This window comes from Pseudomonas sp. GW821-FHT03C07, from assembly GCF_059420925.1.
Window position 1 is genome coordinate 453,899 of the sequence record NZ_JBWKUQ010000004.1, and the last position, 19,936, is coordinate 473,834.

Annotated in this window: 20 protein-coding genes; 4 read left to right on the forward strand and 16 right to left on the reverse strand. The window is 64.2% G+C overall.

What is annotated here, in order from left to right:
• Positions 1-21: 21 nt before the first annotated feature.
• The 5 genes from purU to AC07VG_RS11540 are packed head-to-tail and all read right to left on the reverse strand — an operon-like array spanning position 22 to position 4,552.
• Positions 22-888, reverse strand: coding sequence for a formyltetrahydrofolate deformylase (purU, locus tag AC07VG_RS11520; protein WP_495001662.1), 867 nt, complete (start codon positions 886-888; stop codon positions 22-24).
• Positions 889-906: 18 nt separating this feature from the next.
• Positions 907-2,037, reverse strand: a complete 1,131-nt coding sequence (locus tag AC07VG_RS11525) for an aminomethyl transferase family protein (protein WP_495001663.1) — start codon at positions 2,035-2,037, stop codon at positions 907-909.
• 44 nt (positions 2,038-2,081) lie between these two features.
• A complete protein-coding gene (locus AC07VG_RS11530; RefSeq protein ID WP_495021106.1) occupies positions 2,082-3,098 on the reverse strand; it encodes a heme-dependent oxidative N-demethylase family protein in 1,017 nt (338 codons plus the stop codon).
• A gap of 9 nt (positions 3,099-3,107) precedes the next feature.
• Positions 3,108-4,043: a PDR/VanB family oxidoreductase gene (locus AC07VG_RS11535; protein ID WP_495021107.1), complete on the reverse strand. Its 936-nt coding sequence runs from the start codon at positions 4,041-4,043 to the stop codon at positions 3,108-3,110.
• Positions 4,040-4,552: a dimethylamine monooxygenase subunit DmmA family protein gene (locus AC07VG_RS11540; RefSeq protein ID WP_495001666.1), complete on the reverse strand. Its 513-nt coding sequence runs from the start codon at positions 4,550-4,552 to the stop codon at positions 4,040-4,042. The genes AC07VG_RS11535 and AC07VG_RS11540 overlap by 4 nt, the downstream gene beginning before the upstream one ends.
• A 220-nt stretch (positions 4,553-4,772) precedes the next feature.
• Here AC07VG_RS11540 and AC07VG_RS11545 point away from each other — a divergent pair, with 220 nt between their 5' ends.
• Genes AC07VG_RS11545 through AC07VG_RS11555 form a run of 3 tightly spaced genes read left to right on the forward strand, consistent with a single transcriptional unit; the run spans position 4,773 to position 7,262 of the window.
• The gene (locus AC07VG_RS11545; RefSeq protein WP_495001667.1) at positions 4,773-5,876 is read left to right on the forward strand and encodes an ATP-binding protein; all 1,104 of its coding nucleotides are present in this window, start codon (positions 4,773-4,775) and stop codon (positions 5,874-5,876) included.
• Positions 5,845-6,504 (forward strand): response regulator, encoded by a 660-nt coding sequence (locus tag AC07VG_RS11550; protein ID WP_495001668.1) that lies wholly within the window; start codon positions 5,845-5,847, stop codon positions 6,502-6,504. The genes AC07VG_RS11545 and AC07VG_RS11550 overlap by 32 nt, the downstream gene beginning before the upstream one ends.
• Positions 6,505-6,506: 2 nt before the next feature.
• Complete coding sequence (locus AC07VG_RS11555) at positions 6,507-7,262, forward strand: PAS domain-containing protein (protein WP_495001669.1); 756 nt, start codon at positions 6,507-6,509, stop codon at positions 7,260-7,262.
• A 153-nt stretch (positions 7,263-7,415) separates the two neighbouring features.
• On the opposite strand, the gene AC07VG_RS11560 is transcribed toward AC07VG_RS11555, so the two are convergent.
• Together AC07VG_RS11560 and AC07VG_RS11565 are read right to left on the reverse strand one after the other, a co-directional pair.
• Positions 7,416-8,459 carry an LLM class flavin-dependent oxidoreductase gene (locus tag AC07VG_RS11560; protein ID WP_495001670.1) on the reverse strand — a complete coding sequence of 348 codons (1,044 nt, stop codon included), beginning with the start codon at positions 8,457-8,459 and terminating at the stop codon, positions 7,416-7,418.
• Between the two features lie 114 nt (positions 8,460-8,573).
• Positions 8,574-9,059: a flavin reductase family protein gene (locus AC07VG_RS11565; protein ID WP_495001671.1), complete on the reverse strand. Its 486-nt coding sequence runs from the start codon at positions 9,057-9,059 to the stop codon at positions 8,574-8,576.
• A 190-nt stretch (positions 9,060-9,249) separates the two neighbouring features.
• On the opposite strand from AC07VG_RS11565, the gene AC07VG_RS11570 reads away from it, so the two are divergent.
• Positions 9,250-10,257, forward strand: a complete 1,008-nt coding sequence (locus tag AC07VG_RS11570; protein WP_495021108.1) for an Ldh family oxidoreductase — start codon at positions 9,250-9,252, stop codon at positions 10,255-10,257.
• 41 nt (positions 10,258-10,298) lie between these two features.
• On the opposite strand, the gene AC07VG_RS11575 is transcribed toward AC07VG_RS11570, so the two are convergent.
• The 9 genes from AC07VG_RS11575 to AC07VG_RS11615 all read right to left on the reverse strand — a co-directional run bounded on the left by AC07VG_RS11575 (position 10,299) and on the right by AC07VG_RS11615 (position 19,929).
• A complete protein-coding gene (locus AC07VG_RS11575) occupies positions 10,299-11,879 on the reverse strand; it encodes an aldehyde dehydrogenase (NADP(+)) (protein ID WP_495021109.1) in 1,581 nt (526 codons plus the stop codon).
• A 23-nt stretch (positions 11,880-11,902) separates the two neighbouring features.
• Entirely contained in the window at positions 11,903-12,820 is a 918-nt protein-coding gene (locus AC07VG_RS11580; RefSeq protein WP_495021110.1) for a dihydrodipicolinate synthase family protein, read from the reverse strand.
• Positions 12,821-12,960: 140 nt separating this feature from the next.
• Positions 12,961-13,989 (reverse strand): trans-3-hydroxy-L-proline dehydratase, encoded by a 1,029-nt coding sequence (locus AC07VG_RS11585; RefSeq protein ID WP_495001675.1) that lies wholly within the window; start codon positions 13,987-13,989, stop codon positions 12,961-12,963.
• 159 nt (positions 13,990-14,148) lie between these two features.
• On the reverse strand, positions 14,149-14,871 hold the full coding sequence (locus tag AC07VG_RS11590) for an amino acid ABC transporter ATP-binding protein (RefSeq protein WP_495001676.1): 723 nt from the start codon (positions 14,869-14,871) through the stop codon (positions 14,149-14,151).
• On the reverse strand, positions 14,864-15,514 hold the full coding sequence (locus AC07VG_RS11595) for an amino acid ABC transporter permease (protein WP_495001677.1): 651 nt from the start codon (positions 15,512-15,514) through the stop codon (positions 14,864-14,866). The genes AC07VG_RS11590 and AC07VG_RS11595 overlap by 8 nt, the downstream gene beginning before the upstream one ends.
• A 9-nt stretch (positions 15,515-15,523) precedes the next feature.
• Positions 15,524-16,189: an amino acid ABC transporter permease gene (locus AC07VG_RS11600; RefSeq protein ID WP_495001678.1), complete on the reverse strand. Its 666-nt coding sequence runs from the start codon at positions 16,187-16,189 to the stop codon at positions 15,524-15,526.
• Positions 16,182-17,963, reverse strand: a complete 1,782-nt coding sequence (gene lhpI, locus AC07VG_RS11605) for a cis-3-hydroxy-L-proline dehydratase (RefSeq protein WP_495021111.1) — start codon at positions 17,961-17,963, stop codon at positions 16,182-16,184. Before lhpI ends, AC07VG_RS11600 begins: the two co-directional genes overlap by 8 nt.
• Positions 17,964-17,973: 10 nt before the next feature.
• Positions 17,974-18,792: an ABC transporter substrate-binding protein gene (locus AC07VG_RS11610; protein ID WP_495001680.1), complete on the reverse strand. Its 819-nt coding sequence runs from the start codon at positions 18,790-18,792 to the stop codon at positions 17,974-17,976.
• A 387-nt stretch (positions 18,793-19,179) separates the two neighbouring features.
• Positions 19,180-19,929, reverse strand: coding sequence for an AraC family transcriptional regulator (locus AC07VG_RS11615; RefSeq protein ID WP_495001681.1), 750 nt, complete (start codon positions 19,927-19,929; stop codon positions 19,180-19,182).
• Positions 19,930-19,936 lie beyond the last annotated feature (7 nt).

The following is a 19,936-nucleotide window of genomic DNA, read 5'->3' on the forward strand; positions in this document are numbered from 1 at the left end:
TCGTAATGATGGAGTCGGCGCTCAGCGAAAAATCACTGTCTTGTCCTGGTTGATGAAGACCCGGTGTTCCAGGTGGTATTTCAGCGCCTTGGACAGCGCGACGGTTTCGGTGTCGCGGCCGATGGCGACCAGCGAGTCGGGCCGGTGGGTGTGGTCGACGCGCTGGATTTCCTGTTCGATGATCGGCCCCTCGTCGAGGTCGCTGGTGACGTAGTGGGCGGTGGCGCCGATCAGCTTCACGCCACGCTCGTAGGCCTGGTGATAGGGCTTGGCGCCCTTGAACCCCGGCAGGAACGAGTGGTGGATATTGATCGCGCGGCCCGACAGCTTGCGGCACAGGTCGTCGGAGAGGATCTGCATGTAGCGGGCGAGCACCACCAGGTCGGTACGGGTTTCCTCGACGATGCGCAGCAGTTCGGCTTCCTGCCCGGCCTTGCTGTCCTGGGTCACCGGCAGGTAGATGAAGCGGATACCCTCGCGCTCGGCCATCGGCCGCAGCTCCAGGTGGTTGGAGACGATGGCGGTGATGGTCATGTCCATCTCGCCCTTGCGGTGGCGATAGAGCAGGTCGGTCAGGCAATGGTCGAACTTGCTGACCATCAGCAGCACCCGCGTCGGCTCGGCGCCGCTGAACAACTCCCACTGCATGTCGAAGCCGCCGGCCAGACCGCCGAGGCCTTCGCGTAGTGCGCCGATGTCGGCGCTCGAACCTTTGTTGAAGCGGAACACCGCACGCATGAAGAAACGCCCGGTGAACTCGTCGTCGAACTGCGCCAGCTCGCTGATGTAACAGTTTTGCCCGGCCAGGCAGGAGGTGACCGCCGCGACGATGCCGGAGGTGGCCGGGCAGGTGATCTTGAGAATGTAGTGTGGCTCTGGATGGTCCATGGAAACTCCTGGGGTGGCTCAGCCCTTGGCGGTGCGTTTGGTTTTCTGCGGATCGTCGAAGGGCAGGGCGTGGCTGACGGCGCCGGTTTCCAGGCTGCCGCGCACCCGCAGGGCGATACCTGGCACGGCGCAGGCGAGGTTCATGCGGGCGATTGCCATGGAGCGTTTGCTCAAGCGTGAATACATGCCGCAGGTGACCACGCCGACTTGCTTATCGCCTTGCCAGAGGGTGTCGCCGGCCTCGGCGGCGCGTACGCCGTCGAGCAGCAGGCCAGTGATTTTGAAGCGCTCGTGGCCCTGCAAGCGGCGGTGTTCCTCGGCGCCGCGAAAGTCGCGTTTTTCCGGCGAGACGGTGAACTCCAGGCCCATTTCCCAGAGCGTGTCGCCGGGCTTCTCATTGGCGAAGGGGTACATCTGCGAATTGTCGTAGGGGAAGAACATCAGCGAGCTCTCTACCCGCAACCAGTCCAGGGCGGTAAAGGCGCAGGGGATGATGCCCAGGCCGGCGCCCTGTTCGAGGATCTGGTCCCAGAGCAAGGGCGCATCGGCGGCCTTGCAGAAGATCTCGTAGCCGCGCTCGCCGGTGTAGCCGGTGCGCGAGATCATCACCGGGCGCTCGAACAGCCGGGTCTGCAGGTGGTGGAAGTAGGGCAACTGGCGAATGCCGGGCACGTGCTCGGCAAGAAAGTCCACCGCCAGCGGGCCTTGCAGCGACAGGTCGTGCAGGTCATCGTCGAACAGCACCGCGACCTGCCGGCCCTGGGCCGAACGCACCAGCATTTCATGGCCGCTGCCGGCGCCATGCACCACCATGAAGGCGTTGGGCCCGGTGCGGTAGACGATGCAGTCGTCGACGAACTTGCCGTCCTCGTCGAGCATCGAGGCGTACACCGATTTGCCCGGATACAGCTTGCTGATATCGCGGGTGGTCGCCCATTGCAGCAGGCTCTCGGCGTGGGGGCCGACGTAGTGGACTTTTTTCAGCCCGGAGACGTCCATCAGGCCGGCCCGGGTGCGGATCGCCTCGTGGTGATCGGCCAGGTCGCTGGCGTAGGTCCAGGCGGTGCCCATGCCGTTCCAGTCTTCCAGGTTCGAGCCGAGTGCGCGGTGACGCTCGGCGAGTGCGGAAATGCGCCATGAATGAGCCATATGCGGGTCCTTGTCGGTCAAAGGTGGGTAAGGGATCAAAGCGATCAGGCGTCGGGGTCGAAGCGGCTCAGCCACTTGACCAAGGTCTCTCGGTAGCGGGTCATGCCCTTGTAGTCGGCGATCGGCTCGGGCAGGTCGCGCAGCACGCGGTGCAGGCGGCAGCCCCAGCCGGGCTGGCTGACCAGTTCGTCAAGGCTGATCAGGTAGGTGCGGATGCTGAACATCAGGCCGTTGCTGCGTGGCAGGCGCGCCATCAGTTGCAGTTCGACCCGCAGGTGCACCAGGCGACCGGCGTTTTCGGCCGTCACGCTGCCACGGTCGGCGCCCCATTCGTGGAAGGTTTCCGGCGAGGAGTCCAGGCGCGGGTTGATCGTCAGTGTCCAGTTCAGACGCCGCACCGGTTGGCCTACCGGGACATTGAGCAGGTACTTCAGGGCCCGCTCGAAGATGCCCATCTGGTGGGCCATGGGCACCGGCGAATGCCATTGCTTGAAGCTCATCCCGGCATCGAAGGCCAGCGACCAGTCCGCCGGGCTGGTGACCATGCCGGCATCCATGAACAGGTCGCCGTCGCGCTGGTCGAGCAAGGCGAAGTCGCCCTGGACCTGACGGGTGATGTACTCCAGCGGCTCGCACGGCAGGGTCGTGGCATCGCCGAAGGTGAAGCGCTGGTCGATCGCCAGGGCCTTGTTGCGCCAGTGCCAGTGTGGGCCGTCGCGGTCGAGCTCGAAGCCCTGCGGATAAGCGGCGGCGAGCTTCTCCATCAGCATTTCCAAGGCGTCCCAGGCGGCTTCCTGCATGTGCGGCAGTACCAGGTAACGGCGTGGGTCCTGGTCGAGGACCCGGGCGCGTTCGGCTATCTCCGAGCGGTAGTGCTCGTCGATATCGAACCAGTGTTCGTAGATCGAGCCGGGGTCCTTCGAATTTGCCGGTTCGATGTTCACCGAATACAGGTAGCTGTCCTCGCTGAAGGGGAACGGAAAGCGCCGGATGGCCTCGGGGCTGTTGCGAAAGCTGAAGGGCTCTCGATAGGTCTGCAGTGGGCTGAATTGAACGGACATGGTCGACTCCTAGAGGTCTAGCAAAACCCGCGGGCCACAGCCGCGCGAGACACAGGGCATGAGGAACTCAGCCTGCTCGGCGTGGCTCAGGAAGTTGTCGCGGTGTTCGATCTCGCCGTGCAGATGGCGGGTCATGCACTGGCCGCAGACCCCGCCGCGACACAGGCTGGGCGGCGCGATGCCGGCGCTCTCCAGGGCTTCGAGCAGGCTTTGCTCGGCGCTGACCTGAAGCTTGAGTCCGCTGCGGGCCAGTTCCAGCTCGAAGGGCTGCCCGGGCTGTGCGGCGTTGAAGGCTTCCCAATGCACGCGGCTGGCGGGCCAGCCCAGGTGGCTCGCGGTTTCCCGTACGGCATCGAGCAGGCGCTGCGGGCCGCAGGTGTAGACATGGCTGCCCAGGGGCCGGTCGCGCAGGATCGTCGCCAGGTCGCAAGGCGTACCCGCCGGATAACGCTGCAGGCGCGGGCCCAGGCGTTCGCGCAACTCGTCGAGATAGGCATCGGTCAGGCCCGGTCGGTAGAGGTAGTGCAGTTCGACCTTTGCCTGGCGCCGTTGCAGGGCATCGAGATAGGCCATGAACGGAGTGATGCCGATACCGCCGGCAATCAGAATGTGCAACTGCGCGCTGGAGTGCGGGGCAAACAGATTGGCCGGTGGTGAGAGGGTCAGGCGGTCACCGACTTCGACCTGCTGGTGCAGGTAGCGTGAGCCCCCCCGCGATGCTTCTTGCAGACGCACGGCGATACGGTACTGGCGGTTGTCGGCCGGGTCGCTGGTCAGCGAGTAGGCATTGCGCAGGGTTCGCTCGCCCAACGGCAGATGAACCTGTACGTGACTGCCCGAAGAGAAGCCCGGCAAGCGGCCGCTGCAAGGCACCAGGGTGAACTCACGGACCAGCGGCGTGAGTAGGCGCGCCGCGCTGACCCGGACTTGCAACGGTGCGCTCATGAGCCGGCTCCGGCGTAGGGGCGGTCGGCGTCGTCGCAGACCCCGAGGTAGGCACCCAGGCGTTTGGAAAAGTGCGCGCGGACTCCCAGTTGCACCTGGCAACCGATGCAGTTGAAGCGGTCCGCCGCGCTGGCGGTCTGGGTCAGCCCGCAGTGCACGCAATAGACCCGGCGGCTGCCAGGGGCCGAGAGGGTCATATCGATTTCGTCATCGTGCAGCCCGGCGCCGCGGGCCTGGTCATGGACCTGCCAGATGAAGGCTTCGTCGCCGAGGATGTACAGGTGGTAACCGACGGTGGCATCGGCCAGCAGGCCGGTGAGGCGCGAGGGAAAGTCCCGGCTCTGGGCATTCAACAGCAACGGCTGGTCGAGCCCTTCGACAAAGGCTGTGCCGAACGTCGCCGATTGCCTGACGACGAGGTGTCGGCGAGCCGCCTCGCGGGGCCGGGGTTCCCGGTAGACGGGGAGGCTGTGAAGCCGGTCGGGGGCGGCGCTGGGTCTATCCATCATGGTGGCGTTCCTGGCTGACTTGTTTCTTGCTGGGGAAGATAGTTTCCCAGAAGGAAATTCCACTCAATCCGAAAGAAGCAGTACCTCTTTGGAGATAGCTCGTCGTTATTGGCCTGCGGGGCATGGAAGTTGCTCGCTTGCAACCAGGGTTGAGCCAGCGGACGGGGAGTCATCGACAGTGCGAACACGACCACAGTGGTGGGCCCGCTGGTTTCAGCGCGTGAGCCCCGGGCAAGTCCGCCAGGTGCGCGGGCTGCTGGCCGAGTTGCCGCTGTGCCTGATGCACGCTGACGGTGCCTGGCCACGTCTGCTGGACCGTTTCGAAGCACTGTTGCCCGGTCACCGGTTGAATCTGATGCTCGGTGACGAGGACCTGGGCCCGTCCCGCAAGCAATTGACTCGCCTGTGCCAGGGCGAGGCGAACTGTCCCTGGCGCGGTGGTGCCGTCAGCGAGTTGCCGCAACCGTGCATGGCGTGTCGCCGGCATGGCACGTATCGCCTGCTCTGTGCCTTGCCGGAGGCGGGCACGGCGCAGCGCGGCCTGTTGTTGCTCGATGCCCCGGGCCCGCTCGGCCGGACCTTGCGCCAACTGCTGGAGGAGACGGCGCGGGCGGTCGGGGTCACGGTGCAGCTGCTACGGCACAAGCGCGAGCAGCAGCGCAAGCACGCCACCTCTCAGTACGGCGCGCTGGCCCGGGAGCTCCATGACTCGGTGGCCCAGCAACTGGGCTACCTGTCGTTCCAGGCGCGCCTGCTGCAATCGCGCCTGGGCGAGCCGGTGCAGGTGGACGCCGCGCTGGGTGAGCTGCGCAGCGGCCTCAGCCAGTTGCAGCGCCAGGTCCGCGAATTGATCACCAGCGCCCGGCTGACCATGGACGGGCGTTCGCTGCGCCAGGCCCTGGCGGACTCGGTGGCGGAGTTTTCCCGGCGTTGCATCATTGTTTTCGAACTGGACAACCGCCTGGCCGACGATGCCTTGAACCCGGAAACCGAATTGCAGATCTTGCAGATCATCCGCGAGGCCCTGGCCAACGCGGTGCGCCATTCCCATGCGCGGCACGTGCGCATCGAACTGCGCCAGAGCCAGGAGGGCGAAGTCTCGGTCGCGGTGGAAGATGACGGCATCGGACTGAGCCAGGCCTGTGGCGCAGACAATCATTTCGGCCTGGAGATCATTCGTGAACGGGCCAGCAGCATCGGCGCGCGACTGTCCATCGAACCGATCCGGCCCCATGGTGTGCGCGTGCACCTGGGCCTTTCCCGCCACCCAGACCACCCCGAGGGGAGTTTCAATGGACTGCACGACCTTGTTACTGATCGATGACCATCCGCTGTTCCGCAAGGGGCTGGCGCAGTTGTTCGCCGCCAGTGACGATTTCGAGGTGGTGGGCCAGGCGGCCAGCGGTCGTGAAGGTATCAACCTGGCGCTGAGCCTGGCACCGCAGCAGGTCCTGCTGGATTTGCACATGCCCGGCCTCAGCGGTTTGCAGGTGCTCGACGAGTTGCGCCAGCTGCGCCTCGGCTGTCAGATCGTGGTGCTGACGGCATCGATGGACCGTGGCGAACTGTTGGCCGCACTGCGCCTGGGCGCCAATGGTTATGTGCTCAAGGAGACCGAGCCCGATGCGCTGCTGGCCTATATGCGCAACTGCAACAAGGGCGCGATTGTCCTCGACGACAGCCTGGTTTCGCTGTTGGCTGGGCAGGGCGAATCCGCCCCGGCACCCCCGCGGGTGGAGCCCGGCGGCCTGACTGAGCGCGAAGGCCAGACACTGGCGTTGATCGCCGCCGGCATGAGCAACAAGCAGATCGCCCGCGAGCTGGGGATCAGCGACGGTACGGTGAAAATCTACGTGAAGAATCTCCTGCAGAAGTTGAACCAGCACTCGCGCCTGGAACTCGCGGCCTGGGTGCACAACGCCGGTAGCCGGCGACCAGAGGAGCGTCATTAGCCATGGATAAGCGCGGATCATTGCTCGAATCGCTGTTGAACGAGCCGGCGGAGGCGGCGCTGGACCGCTTCCCGGTGGCACTGCTGGAACTTGGCGACGATGCGCGGATCGCCCGCTGCAATAGCGCCTGGGTTGCCTTGATGAACACCCCGGACGCCCAGCAGCCGCTGGTCGACTACGTGCATCAGGAGGACCGGCCGTTATGGCGCCAGGCGCTCCAGGCATTGCGCCGACGCCCCGAGACGGCCTTTAACCAGCGCCTGCGTTTCGTCCACCCTTCGGGTGAGCTGCGCTGGTTCGAGGTCAATCTCAAGCGCGGCGCCGACGGTTTTTACCTGGCGGTCGGCGATGTCACCGCGCACAAACGCCGGGAAATTGCCCTGCAGGCCAGCCAGCGCAGCACCCTGAGCCTGCTGGACAGCATGCCCGGGCTGATTTATCGCGGGCGTAATAATCGCGACTGGACCATGGAGTTCGTCAGCGCCGGCTGCCTGCAACTGACCGGTTATCCGGCGCAGCGCCTGGTGGACAACCATGACTTCACCTACAACAGCCTGATTCATCCGCAGGATGCCGATTACGTCTGGCGCGAGGTGCAATACGCCTTGTCGCGGCAGGAGGCGTTCGAGCTCAACTATCGGATCCGCTGCGCCGACCATTCGATCAAGGCGGTGTGGGAGAAGGGCGTCGGGATCTACTCGGACAATCGCGAGGTGCTGGGGATCGAGGGGGCGATTTTCGAACGCAAGGCGCCATGATCCCGAGCCTGCAACGAAACCTGTAGGCGCGAGCGTGCTGGCGATGGTCGTCAACGCTAACGCGGGCTACCTGACACCCATTGCAGCGTCACCTTCACCGCGCGCAATCGAGCCTCGACCGCCTGTTCCTACCGTTGCGGTCGAGACCAGGACTCAGCGAAACGCCGGCACAACCTGTTGGATAAACAGCTCCAGAGACTTTTTCTTCTCGCTGTGGGGCAGACTGTTGTCGCACCAGAAGCTGAACTCGTCGACCCCCAGTTCCTGGTAATAACGGATCCGCGCAATGACTTCCTGCGGTGTGCCGATCATGGTGTTCTTGCGGATATTCTCCAGGGCGAACTCAGGCCGCTCGGCGAACTTCTCTTCCGGACTCGGCGCCAGGAAGCCATTGACCGGCACCTGCTTGTTGCCGAACCAGGCGTCGAAGGTCCGATAGAATTTCGAGATCGCGCTGGCCCCGACCTTCCAACCGTCAGGGTCGTCAACCGCATGCACGTGGGTGTGGCGCAGCACCATCAGTTGCGGGCGCGGGACCTCGGGGTTGTTGTCCAACGCGGCCTGGAACTTGTTCTTCAGGTCCAGCACTTCCTCGTCGCCCTTCATCAGCGGCGTGACCATCACATTGCAGCCATTGGCCACGGCGAAGTTGTGCGAGTCCGGGTCGCGGGCGGCGATCCACATCGGCGGGTTGGGCTTTTGGATCGGCTTGGGCACGCTGGTGGAGGTGGGAAATTTCCAGATCTCGCCATCATGGGCATAGTCGCCCTGCCACAGAGCGCGCACCACGGGAACCATTTCCCGTAGCGCCTGGCCGCCGGAGGAGGCCGGCATGCCGCCGGCCATGCGGTCGAACTCCACCTGGTAGGCGCCACGGGCCAGGCCGACTTCCATCCGGCCATTGCTGATCACGTCCAGCAGGGCGCATTCCCCGGCGACCCGCAACGGGTGCCAGAACGGCGCGATGATGGTGCCGGCGCCGAGGTGAATGGTGCTGGTTTTAGCCGCGAGATACGCCAGCAGCGGCATCGGGCTCGGGGAAATGGTGTATTCCATGGCGTGGTGCTCGCCAATCCAGACGGTGCTGAAGCCGCCGGCCTCGGCCAGCAGGGTCAGTTCGCTCAGGTCTTCGAACAGCTGGCGATGACTGACACTTTCGTCCCAACGCTCCATATGGATGAAGAGGGAAAACTTCATGACGCTTACCTCGGATTTGTTGTTGGCCGGCAGGTCTGACTGCTGAATTGTTGGTATACCATAATACTGTTTATTGCCGTGAAGCAAGGACCGTTTGCCGGTCGGCGTCAGGGCTCAGGCGAGAACGGGCAGGGCGCCCATCTTGCCGTGGCAGTAGATCATCGGGCCGGCGTCCTGGCGCGGCACAATCAGATTCTTCACCGCACCGACCATGATCGCGTGGTCACCGCCTTCATACTCGCGCCACAATTCGCACTCGATGATGGCGCTGGCGTTGGGCAATAGTGGGTTGCCCAGTTCGCTCAAGGTCCACGGGATGCCCTGGGCCTTGTCCTTGCCTTTGCGGGCGAAGGCGTAGGCCTCGTTCTGCTGCCCGCCGGACAGCACATGAATGGCGAAACGCTTGTTCCTGATCAGCACCGGATAGGAGTCGGAACTGTAGTTGGGGCAGAACAGCACCAGGGCCGGCTCCATGGACAGGGAACTGAAGGCGCTGGCGGTGAGGCCTACCACTTGGCCATCGTCATCCAGGGTGGTGATTACGGTAACCCCGGACGGGAACGAGCCCATGACTTGTTTGTAGATGGCGGCATCGATCATTGCACGGTCCTCGGATGGCTGAAGCGGATTTATAGATTTTCAGGTATTATGGTATACCGTAATACCATCTGTGCAAGGCTTTTTTGCGGGCATCGGCGGTATGCCGAATTCGTCATCGAGCCGGGCTAAAGCGATCAAGCCGCGAGTCCGCGAATAGGCCAGTCTGGAGCGTCTGTTCGAGGAGTTGACGATGATCCGACTGTCCCTGGCTGAAGCTCGCGAGCTGGCCGAATCGATCTTGCTGCATAACGGTTTCAACCTCGCTCACGCCCGCGCGGTCACCGACACGGTGCTTGCCGGCGAGCGCGATGGCTGTGCCTCCCATGGCCTGTACCGGGTGCTGGGCTGTGTGAATTCCCTCAGGGCCGGCAAGGTAGTCGCCGATGCCCTGCCGCGGGTCATCGACCAGGCGCCTTCGATCGTGCGTGTCGATGCGGCAGGTGGTTTTTCCCAATTGGCGTTCCAGGCGGGCCTGCCGTTGCTGCGGGAGAAAGCCCGGGCCAACGGGATCGCCGCGTTGGCGATCAATCGCTGTGTGCATTTCTCCGCGCTGTGGGTCGAGATCGAGCAACTGACCGCGGCCGGCCTCGTGGCCCTGGCCTGCACGCCCAGCCATGCCTGGGTCGCGCCGGCGGGCGGGAGCCAGCCGGTGTTCGGCACCAATCCCATTGCCTTCGGCTGGCCGCGCCCGGGCCACGATCCCTTTGTCTTCGACTTCGCCACCAGCGCGACGGCGCGTGGCGAGATCGAGTTGCACCGCCGTGCCGGCAAGGCGATCCCCGAAGGCTGGGGCGTGGATGCCCAGGGACAGCCGAGTACCGATGCGAATGTGGTGCTCGATAGCGGCGCGATGTTGACGTTCGGCGGGCACAAGGGCTCGGCGTTGGCGGCCATGGTGGAACTGATCGCCGGGCCTTTGATCGGTGACCTGACCAGTGCCGAGTCGCTGGCCCATGACGCCGGTAGCAAGTCGTCGCCGTACCATGGCGAACTGATCATCGCGTTCGATCCGCAGCGTTTTCTCGGTGCGGCCAGCGAGCAACACCTGGCCCGTGCCGAAACCCTGTTCGACAATATCCAGGGGCAGGGCGCCCGCTTGCCGTCGCAACGGCGGTATGCGGCGCGAGCGCGTAGCCTGGTGGAGGGGGTACGGATCCCCGAGGCGCTGTACAACGATCTGAAAGCGCTGCTGGGCTGAGTGAAGGAGGGCGCCATCGGTCCAGCCGATGGCGCTGTTTTTTACAGTGGTGCGCGCAGGCTGGTGCCGTCCACCAGGCGATTGATACCCAGCGGGTTGGCATTTTGCAGTGCTTCGGGGAGTAAGGCGTCCGGGCAGTTCTGGTAGCACACCGGGCGCAGAAAGCGCTCGATGGCCAGGCTGCCAACCGACGTGCCCCGGGCATCGGAAGTGGCCGGATACGGCCCGCCGTGGACCATGGCATCGCCGACTTCGACCCCGGTCGGATAGCCGTTGAACAGCACCCGGCCGACCTTTTGTTCCAGCAGTGGCAGCAGCTCCGCGTGGTTTTGCAGATCGCCGGCTTCGGCAATCAGCGTGGCCGTGAGTTGACCGTGCAAGCTCCGTAGCGCTTGTTGCAGCTCGGCCTGGTCGGCCACTTCAACAAGGACGGTGGTGGGGCCGAAGACTTCTTCCTGTAACAGCGGATCGCCGTTGAGCAGCAGGCGGACATCGGCCTTGAACAGTTGCGGCTGTGCCTGGTGCCCTAGCTGAGCCTTGCCGGCCAGATGGCTGATGCCGGAATGATCGAGCAGGGCCTGCACGCCATTGCCGTAGCTGCGCAGCGTGCCGGCGTTGAGCATGGTTTGCGCCGCTTGTTCGTTCATCAAGGCACTGAGCAGAGCGGTGAACGCGGTGAACCTTGGCGAAGCGATACCGAGCACCAGGCCCGGATGGGTACAGAACTGACCGCAACCCTGCACCACCGAAGCCACCAGCTCACGGGCGATTTTCTCGCCGCGCACTTGCAAGGCTTCGGGCAACACCAGCACCGGATTGATGCTGCTCATTTCGGCGAACACCGGAATCGGCTGTGGCCGCGCGGCGGCCATATCGCAGAGCGCGCGGCCGCCCGCCAGCGAACCGGTGAAACCGACGGCCTGGATCGCCGGGTGCTTGACCAGGGCTTCACCGACACCGGCGCCGTAGATCATGTTGAACACGCCTTTGGGCATGTCGGTTTGCTCGGCGGCGCGGATGATTGCATCAGCCACCCGTTCGGCGGTCGCCATATGCCCACTGTGGGCTTTGAACACCACTGGGCAACCGGCGGCCAGGGCGGCCGCGGTATCGCCGCCGGCGGTGGAGAAGGCCAGCGGGAAATTGCTCGCGCCGAACACCGCGACCGGGCCGACGCCGATCCGGTACTGGCGCAGATCGACCCTGGGCAGCGGCTGGCGCTCGGGTAGCGCGCGGTCGATGCGCGCGCCATAGAAATCACCGCGGCGCAGCACTTGCGCGAACAGGCGCAGCTGGCCGCTGGTGCGCGCGCGTTCGCCCTGGATACGGCCGGTGGGCAGGGCGGTCTCCCGGGTGACCTGGGCGATGAAGTCATCATCCAGGGCATCCAGTTGCGCGGCGATGGCCTCGAGAAACTCCGCGCGTCGGTTGGCCGACAGCGCACGGAACGCCGGGTAGGCAGACGCGGCAGCCTGGGCGGCGGCGTCTACTTCCCCAGTGGTGGCCTGGGTGAAAACGAAGGGCAGGGGCTCACCGCTGCTGGCGTCATGGCTGCGCAGGGTGATAGTGCCGGCGGCGCTGCGCGCACCGCCGATGTAGTTGTGGCCGATGATCTCGGACATGGAACACTCCTGTCGGAAAAAACTCAGAGACCGACGTCCGGCAAGTGCGGACGATTGGCCAGGGCCTTGGCCATGATCCGCTCGACGAACAGTCGATCGGCTTCCGGCAGGGCCAGGCGTGGTGGACGGGTCAGAGCGCTGCCGCGACCGGCAATGGCTTCGCACAACTTGATGCACTGCACCAGGTCGGCACGGGCGTCGAGGTGCAGGATCGGCATCAGCCATTCGTAGATCGGCATGGCTTCGGCGAAGCGCCCGGCCTTGGCCAGGCGGAAGATGGTTTCGCCCTCGACCGGGAACACGTTGGACATGCCCGAGACCCAGCCTTCGGCGCCCACCGCAATGCTTTCCAGCACCACATCGTCGAGGCCGGCGAACAGCACAAAACGGTCGCCGACTTCATTGCGCACGTCGATGAAACGCCGGGTGTCGCCGGAGGAGTCCTTGAAGCACACCACGTTGTCGCAGTCGGCCAGGGAAATCAGGATGTCCGGGGTCACGTCGTTTTTGTAGATCGGCGGGTTGTTGTAGACCATCAGCGGCACGTCGGCGTTCTTCGCCACGTAGCGGTAGTGCTCGGCGGTCTCGAACGGCTTGGAGCCGTAGACCAGCGCCGGCATCAGCATCACGCCGTCGACCCCGGCCTTACGCACGGCGTTGGCCACCTTGGCCGCCTGCACGCTGGTGAACTCGGCGACGCCGCAGATCACCGGCACACGTCCGCGCGAGGCATCCACCGCGACTTCGGTCACGGCGATCTTTTCTTCGGCGCTCAGCGAGGTGTTTTCCCCCACCGAACCGCAGACCACCAGGCCGGAGACGCCATCACGGATCACGTTGGAAATCACCTGGTGGGTTTTTTCCAGGTTGATGGAGAAATCGTCGTTGAATTGAGTGGTGACCGCCGGGAAGACGCCGCTCCAGTTGATGCGTTTGCTCATGATGCACTCCAGTGGTTTAACGTATTTCGTATACGATATTTTAAGTGAAAAGATTAGACCAGTGTTTTTTCGCTGGGCACCGTCATGGCGCCGTCGGTTTGTCTCAATCAGCCGTCTGGCGGTGGCGGTGGCGTTGGCGCTCAGGCACCGGGCCAGGTGTCCGACAACCGGTAGCCTTGTGGCCAGGGGTCGCTCGGGTCGAGCAGCAATTGATGGGTGCCGGTGATCCAGGCCCGCCCGGACAGGCACGGATAGATCGCCGGACGTCCGGCCACTTCGGTGAGGGAGTCGATGCGGCAATGGAATTCCGAGCCGATGATCGAGCGCCCGATAAAGCGTTCGCCGACCTGTAGCAGGCCCTTGGCCTGCAACACCGCCATGCGCGCCGAACAACCGGTGCCACAGGGCGAGCGGTCGATCTTGCCGGGGCGGATCACCACGGCGTTGGCGCCACTGGCGACGCCGTTCTCGTAGACCAGCGGGGCGGCGATCTGGCAGAAGGAGATATGCGACCAGTCCGGGTTCAGCGGGTGGACGAAGCCCAGTTGCTCGTTGGCGGCGCGGGTGATCTTCAGGCCGATCGCGACCAGGTCCCTGGCTTCGTCGGGCCGAATGGCAAACCCCAGTTGTTGGGCATCGACAATGGCGAAGCTGTCGCCGCCATAGGCGGTGTCGACCTGGATCGAGCCCAGGCCCTCGACTTCGATCCAGGCGTCGAGGCGGTCGGCGAACGACGGCACGTTCTTGATTTCCACCCGCTGGACCTTGCCGTCCTTGCATTCGGCTACCGCTTCGATCAATCCACCTGGCGCCTCAAGCACCAATCGGGTCTGTGGTTCTGTCATGGGCAGGATGCCGCTGTCGAGCAGCACGGTGGCCACGCACAGCGAGTTGGACCCGGACATCGGCGGGGTATCGGCCGGCTCCATGATAATCCAGGCCATCTGCGCCCGCGGGTCCTTGGCCGGCACCAGCAGGTTGACGTGGCGGAACACCCCGCCGCGCGGCTCGTTGAGGACGAAGTTGCGCAGGGTTTGATCCTCGGCGATCCAGCGCGACTGCTCCCACACGCTGGCCCCGGGTGGCGGGGCGACGCCGCCGACAATCACATCGCCGACTTCACCTTCGGCGTGGCAGCTGACCACATGAACGATTTTCGAAGAACGCATTGCATACTCCTTGTGTGACTGGCCGCGGACCTTGTAGGAGCCAGCTTGCTGGCGATGGTCGTCAACGATAACGCGGGGCATCAGACTGATCGCGCCGTGGCGACGTTCATCGCCAGCAAGCTGGCTCCTACAGGAGCACGTTTCATTTAGGGATCATGTTTATTTCACGGACTTGAGGAACGCCGCCGTTTCCGGCTGCACGGGATTGCCGATGACCTGGTCGGGCGCGCCGATCTCGTGCACCAGGCCGTTGCGAAAGAACGCCACGCGGTCCGAGACATCCCGGGCGAAGCGGATTTCATGGGTCACCAGGACCATGGTCATGCCGTCTTCGGCGAGCATGCGCATGGTGTCCAGCACCTCGCCCACCAGTTGCGGGTCGAGGGCCGAGGTGGCCTCGTCGAACAGCATATAGTCCGGCGACATGGCCAAAGCGCGGGCAATCGCCATGCGCTGTTGCTGGCCGCCGGAGAGCTTGCCGGGGAAGGTCTTGAGCTTGTCGCCCAGGCCCACGTGGGTCAGTTGCCGGACCGCCAGTTCCTCGGCGTCCTGCTTGCTTTTGCCGAGGACCTTGCGCGGCGCCAGCATCACGTTCTCCAGCACGGTCAGGTGCGGGAAGGCGTTCCACTGCTGGAACACGATGCCGATCCTCTGGCGCAGGCGATTGAGGTCGGTGCCTTTGTCGTGGACCTCGATGCCGTCGACACGCACGCTGCCCTTGTGAATCGATTCCAGGCCGTTGATGCACATCAGCAGGGTCGACTTGCCCGAGCCGGAGCCGCCGATAATCGACACCACCTCGCCCTTGTTCACCGTCAGGCTGACGCCCTTGACCACTTCCAGGTCGCCGAAGGATTTGTGTACGTTGTCGATCTCAATCATTTTCTTGCCACCTTCTTTCCAGACGAGCGCCGAGGCGAGCGACCACCAGGCTCATGACGTAGTAGATAAGGCCCGCGATGCACAGCACCAGCAGCGGTTCCTGGATGCGCGTAACGATGGTTTGCGAGGCGCGCAGCAGTTCGACGATGCCGATCCACATCACCAGCGCGGTGTCTTTCATCACCCCGAGTACCAGGTTCAGCCAGCCGGGGAAGGCCACTCGCGAGGCCATCGGCAGGACGATCCAGCGCAGGTCCTGGTAAAAGCTCAGGCCCAGCGAGCGACTGGCCCGGCGCAGGGTCAGCGGCACCGACAGCACGCCACCGCGGACGATCTCGGTGAAGTACGCGGCGGTGTAGACCCCGAGCACGATGCAGCCGACGCTGAAGGCGCTGATGTTCAGGCCGACGATGCTTTTCAGCGAATTGAACAACACGAACTGGATCAGCAACGGCACGCTGCGAAACGCATCGAGCACCCAGGCCAGGGGCAGGCTGGCGCGTGGCAACAACGCCCGCAACAAGCCGAACAGCAGCCCGGCGACAGAGCCGAGGAGGATCGCCCAGAATGTCAGTTGCAGGGTGATCCAGGCGCCGTTGAGCAGGAACAGCAGGTCGTTCCAGGAAAAACTGGTGGAAAACATGTCACCTCCTCAGTAGCGGAACAGTCGCCAGGCCATCAGCCGGGCTGCCGCGACGATCGCCTTGGCAATCAGGTAATACAGCACCGCTGCAATGGCGAAGAACTCGAAGGTACGGAAGGTCTTGACGTTGTACTCCTGGGTCACGCCGGTAAGGTCATTGTTCAGTCCGACCACCACCCCCAGCGAGGTCATCAATACCGCCCAGACCATCTGATTGCTCAGCGGATAGAAGACGATGCGCAACAGTTGCGGGACGATGATCATCCGGTAGGCCTGGAAGGCGCTCATGCCCAGGGAGCGCGCCGCGCGTACTTGCGTGTCGGGCACCGCCTTGAGGCCGCCGCGAAAGTTTTCCGCGAGATAACCGGCGTTGTTGAAGGTGATCCCGGCCAGCAGCGCGAACCATGAGCTGACATGCAGGTCCAGCGAACCGAGGCCGAAGTAGAGGATGTAGATCTGGAACAGCGAAGGCGTGTTGCGGGCAATCGACACCCAGCCGTTACCGATACCGCGTAGCAGCGGATTTCTGGTTTCGCGCATCACGGTCAGGGCCAGGGCGATCAGCACCCCGAAGATCATCGACAAGGCGGCGGTCTCGAAGGTGACCAGGGCGCCGCCGAGCATGTCCGGCAGGGCGCGCAGGGCCGCGCGCCATTGGAAGGTGTAATCAAACATGCGCGAGATTCTCCAGCGAGGCGGCAGGCGCCAACCAGGCCGGCAAACGCCCGCTGGCATTGGCGCTGCAGGCGGCGTCGACACATTCGGCGAGGCTGGCGAAGTGCACCTTGCGGCCCACCAGCCCGGGGGCGTAATGGGCGTATTTGCCCGAGTTGGTCATCAAGGTGGTGGCGGCCGGCGGGATCACCGGTTCGCCGAGCATGCACCAGCAGGTGTCGGTCACCAGGGTGGCGCCGAAGGCTTCGATCACGGCGATATGCCCGGCGGCGCGCGCCTGTTCCAGGACCGCGCGGCCGCAGGTGATGGCGAGGACCACATCGGGGTGCTTGTGCCGACCCCGGCAGAGACGGGCCAGATGGGCAAATTCGCTGAGAGAAAAATGCGGGTTGCCCAGCGACACCACCTCCACTCGCGGATCACCAGCACTGTTGAGTTCACGCCAACTGAGCAGCAGGTCCGCCAGGCGGATTTTTTCCACCGGTAGCGCGACATCCGCGTCCAGCACCTGGGCCGGGTCGAGGGCCTCCGGGGTCACCCCGGCGATATGAAACAGCGGCGCCGCGGAGGTGGTGGCGAAGGCCGCACCGAAGGCTTTCAGGTCGTCCAGGCTCGGCTGGCGCTGTTCCAGCCCGAGCACCAGGGGAATCCGGCTGCCGGCCAGGGCACCGATGTGATACCCGAGCAGCGGGTAGAACGAATCGTCCAGTTCACCCAGGGCGGGCAGCTCGATTTGCAGCCGGGCCTTGCGCTGGGCGTCCAGATGGCAGCCGATCAACGGCGCGCGCCCGGTCAGGGCAATGCAGATATCCAGGTAATCGGGGTACTTCAGGGTGCGGGCGCCGAGCACGCTGTTGGCGTAGACCACGGCGTTGGATTCGGCCCAGACGATCTGTTCGCCGGCCTTCGGCGCGCTGTCGAGCAAGTACGGCGCGCAGGTGAAACTGAGCTGCGCGCCCATCGCCATATAGGCATCGCCCAGGGCACTGGCGGGCACGCCGAGGGCGGGGTCGACACCCAACTCGCGCCAGCGGCGCTGGTCCACGGAAATGGAATTGAGGGTGGTCGGGACGCGGACGCGCGCGCCCCATTGCACCAGTTGTTCGGCAAAGCGCAGGCTCGCAGGTCCCGTATAGATGCAGCCATCGATATGCGCCTGGGTCACGTCCAGCAAGGCGGGGGCGCCTTGCAGCTCGGCCATTTGCAGGATGATTTGCATGGCCACCTGGGCGGCCTTGCCATACTGGCCGTCGAGCAGGGCCAGGTCGTGTTCGCCGAGTTCGACGCTGCGGGTCGCAGGTCGGGCCTGCACCGGCAGGGCCGGTGCCTGCCAGTGATCGGCGGGTGGTGCGTCGAAGAGTTTCAGGCTGGCGCCTTCGACCCTGGCAAAGGCCTTGCCGCGCAAGGCGGCAAAGGCCTCCTGGCCGATGCACAGCACCGGCAGGGAACGCTCGAAAATCACCTGGGCCACCAGCACGCCGAGGGTCAGGATTTCATCCGGTTCGGCCAGCACCAGCGCCGCCGGCGCATGACCGTTGCTGATCAACTCCATCATGACGCTGCTGCCGGTACAGGAGCCGCGCCCGCTGGGTAGCGCCAGCACGCGGCCGGCCAGGTGTTCGCCGCTGAGGGGGTGATGGCGGTCGATCACCTCGCCACTGAACGGATCGACTCCGCCCCAGAAACTCAGGCCGACATCGGCGAACAGCAAGGGACCTTGGGCGGTCCCCTCGACCAGGCTGCGTCCTGGCAGGGAAGTGGGCGTGCTGGGCATTCAGGTTTCCTCAGTAGTAGACGTGGGGCACGGTCAGGTCGGTCGGGGGAATCTCGGTCCCGACCCATTTGACGAACAGCTCCTTGTAACGTCCGGTACGCACCTGTTGGTTGATGAACAGGTTGAGGTAGTTGATCAGACCGTACTCGTTGCGCTTGGCCCCCAGCGAGACGTAGTCGATCACGTAGGGCGCGTTGCCGGCGACCTTGAGGTTCTTGTATTTGCCTGATTTAAGCGTAGCGGCTGCCACGGTGTTGGTGACGACGGTGGCGTCGATATGACCCTGGGCGACGGCCAGGATGGTGTCGTTCTGCGATTGATAGGCGCGGAAGCTGCCGGTGCCCCAGCTCTTCTGGTCTTTTTCCAGGGCGAGGGCTTCAAAGGTGCCGCTGGTGTTGCCGACCGGCTTGCCCTTGAGGTCTTCGTACTTGGTGACACCGGTGTCGCTGCGGGTCAGGACCACCATCTGGAAGGCGAAGTAGGGCAGGGACAGGCCAACGGTCTTGGCCCGTTCGAGGGTGTCGGAGGTGGAGGCGACGATCACGTCGGCACGACCCGAGACCAGTGCCGGAATCCGGTCCGGAAACGGCGTCTCGACGATCTCCGCATCGACCCCGAGGACTTTTGCCAGGTCGTTGCAGTAGTCGACGTCAAAGCCCACCGGCTTGTTGCTCTCATCGCGTGAGCCCATCGGCGGGAAGTCCAGGGTCACGGCGCAACGCAGCTTGCCCGAGCCAATGATGTCGTCGAGCTTGTCGGCCTGGGCCGTGGCAATAAAGGATGAACTGAGAACCACACTGAGCGCTGCGGCAAAAACGGGATTTTTCATGGAGACCTCGTTATCGGTGAGTGGTGTTGGTTGCCGTATTAGGAATTTCGTATACGATATTATGTTAGCAATGAATGTGCCTGTTTCAATGTCAGGACATGAATTCTTCGTGGGTCCTCGGGTTAGAGGGGTTGCCGGGGGGCGAGGGCTCAGGCGTTCGCTGATAAGGGGTGAGAGGGTGTTACAGAAGGGAGCATGTTTTCGCGGCAACGCCCTTTAAAGGAACACCGCCTTCAGCCAGCGCCGACTCGATCATTGACTCGGTCATTGTGGGAGCGGAGCTTGCCCGCGAAGAGGCCCTTGAGGCCGCCAAAAGCTTCGCGGGCAAGCTCCGCTCCCACAGTGACACCACATAACAGTGTTGTGGGTTTCAAGGGGATGGGAGGCTCAGCGACGGCTGTCGCGATACTGGCTGGGGGCGAGGCTGGTCAGGGCGCGGAACTGTCGGCTGAAAGCGCTGTGGTCGGTGTAACCGCAGCGCAGGGCGATTTCGGTGATCGGCAAATCGGTGTCGAGTAACAGCCGCGAGGATTCTTCCAGGCGTGCCTTGTGAATCATTTGCCGCGGGGTGAGCTGGAACACCCGCTTGCAATGGCGTTCCAGTTGCGCGACGGAAAACCCGGCAATCGCCGTCAACTCGGCAAGGCTGATGGGCCGGGCGAAGTGGCTGCGGATATGGGCATCCACCGCGGCGAGTTTGGGGAACGCCGGATGACTGGACTGCGGCAGTTGCAAATCGCGGGAGATGCCGGCGAGGCCGACGATACGCCCTTGCAGGTCGTGCAGCGCGAGTTTGTGGGTCAGGCACCAGATCGGCTGGTTGCCGTAATAGAGGTGCAGTTCGAGTTGGTCGGCCAGCTCGCGGCCGCTCGACAATACCCGGCGGTCCTGCGCGGTGTAGAGCGGGCCGAAGCGTTCCGGGAAGACCATGTCGGCGGTGCGCCCGAGCAGCTCGGCACTTGCCTTGAAGCCACAGCGCCGCGCCAGGGTCTGGTTGACGAAAGCGTAGCGGGCCTCGCAGTCCTTGATGAAAAACACCACGTCCGGCAGGCTATCGAGCAGCGGCGCCAGCGGCTGCAAACTGCTCAGCAGGGTCGGCAGGTCGCAGGGTTTGAAGTGGCTGAGCGAGGCGTACATGGCGTTG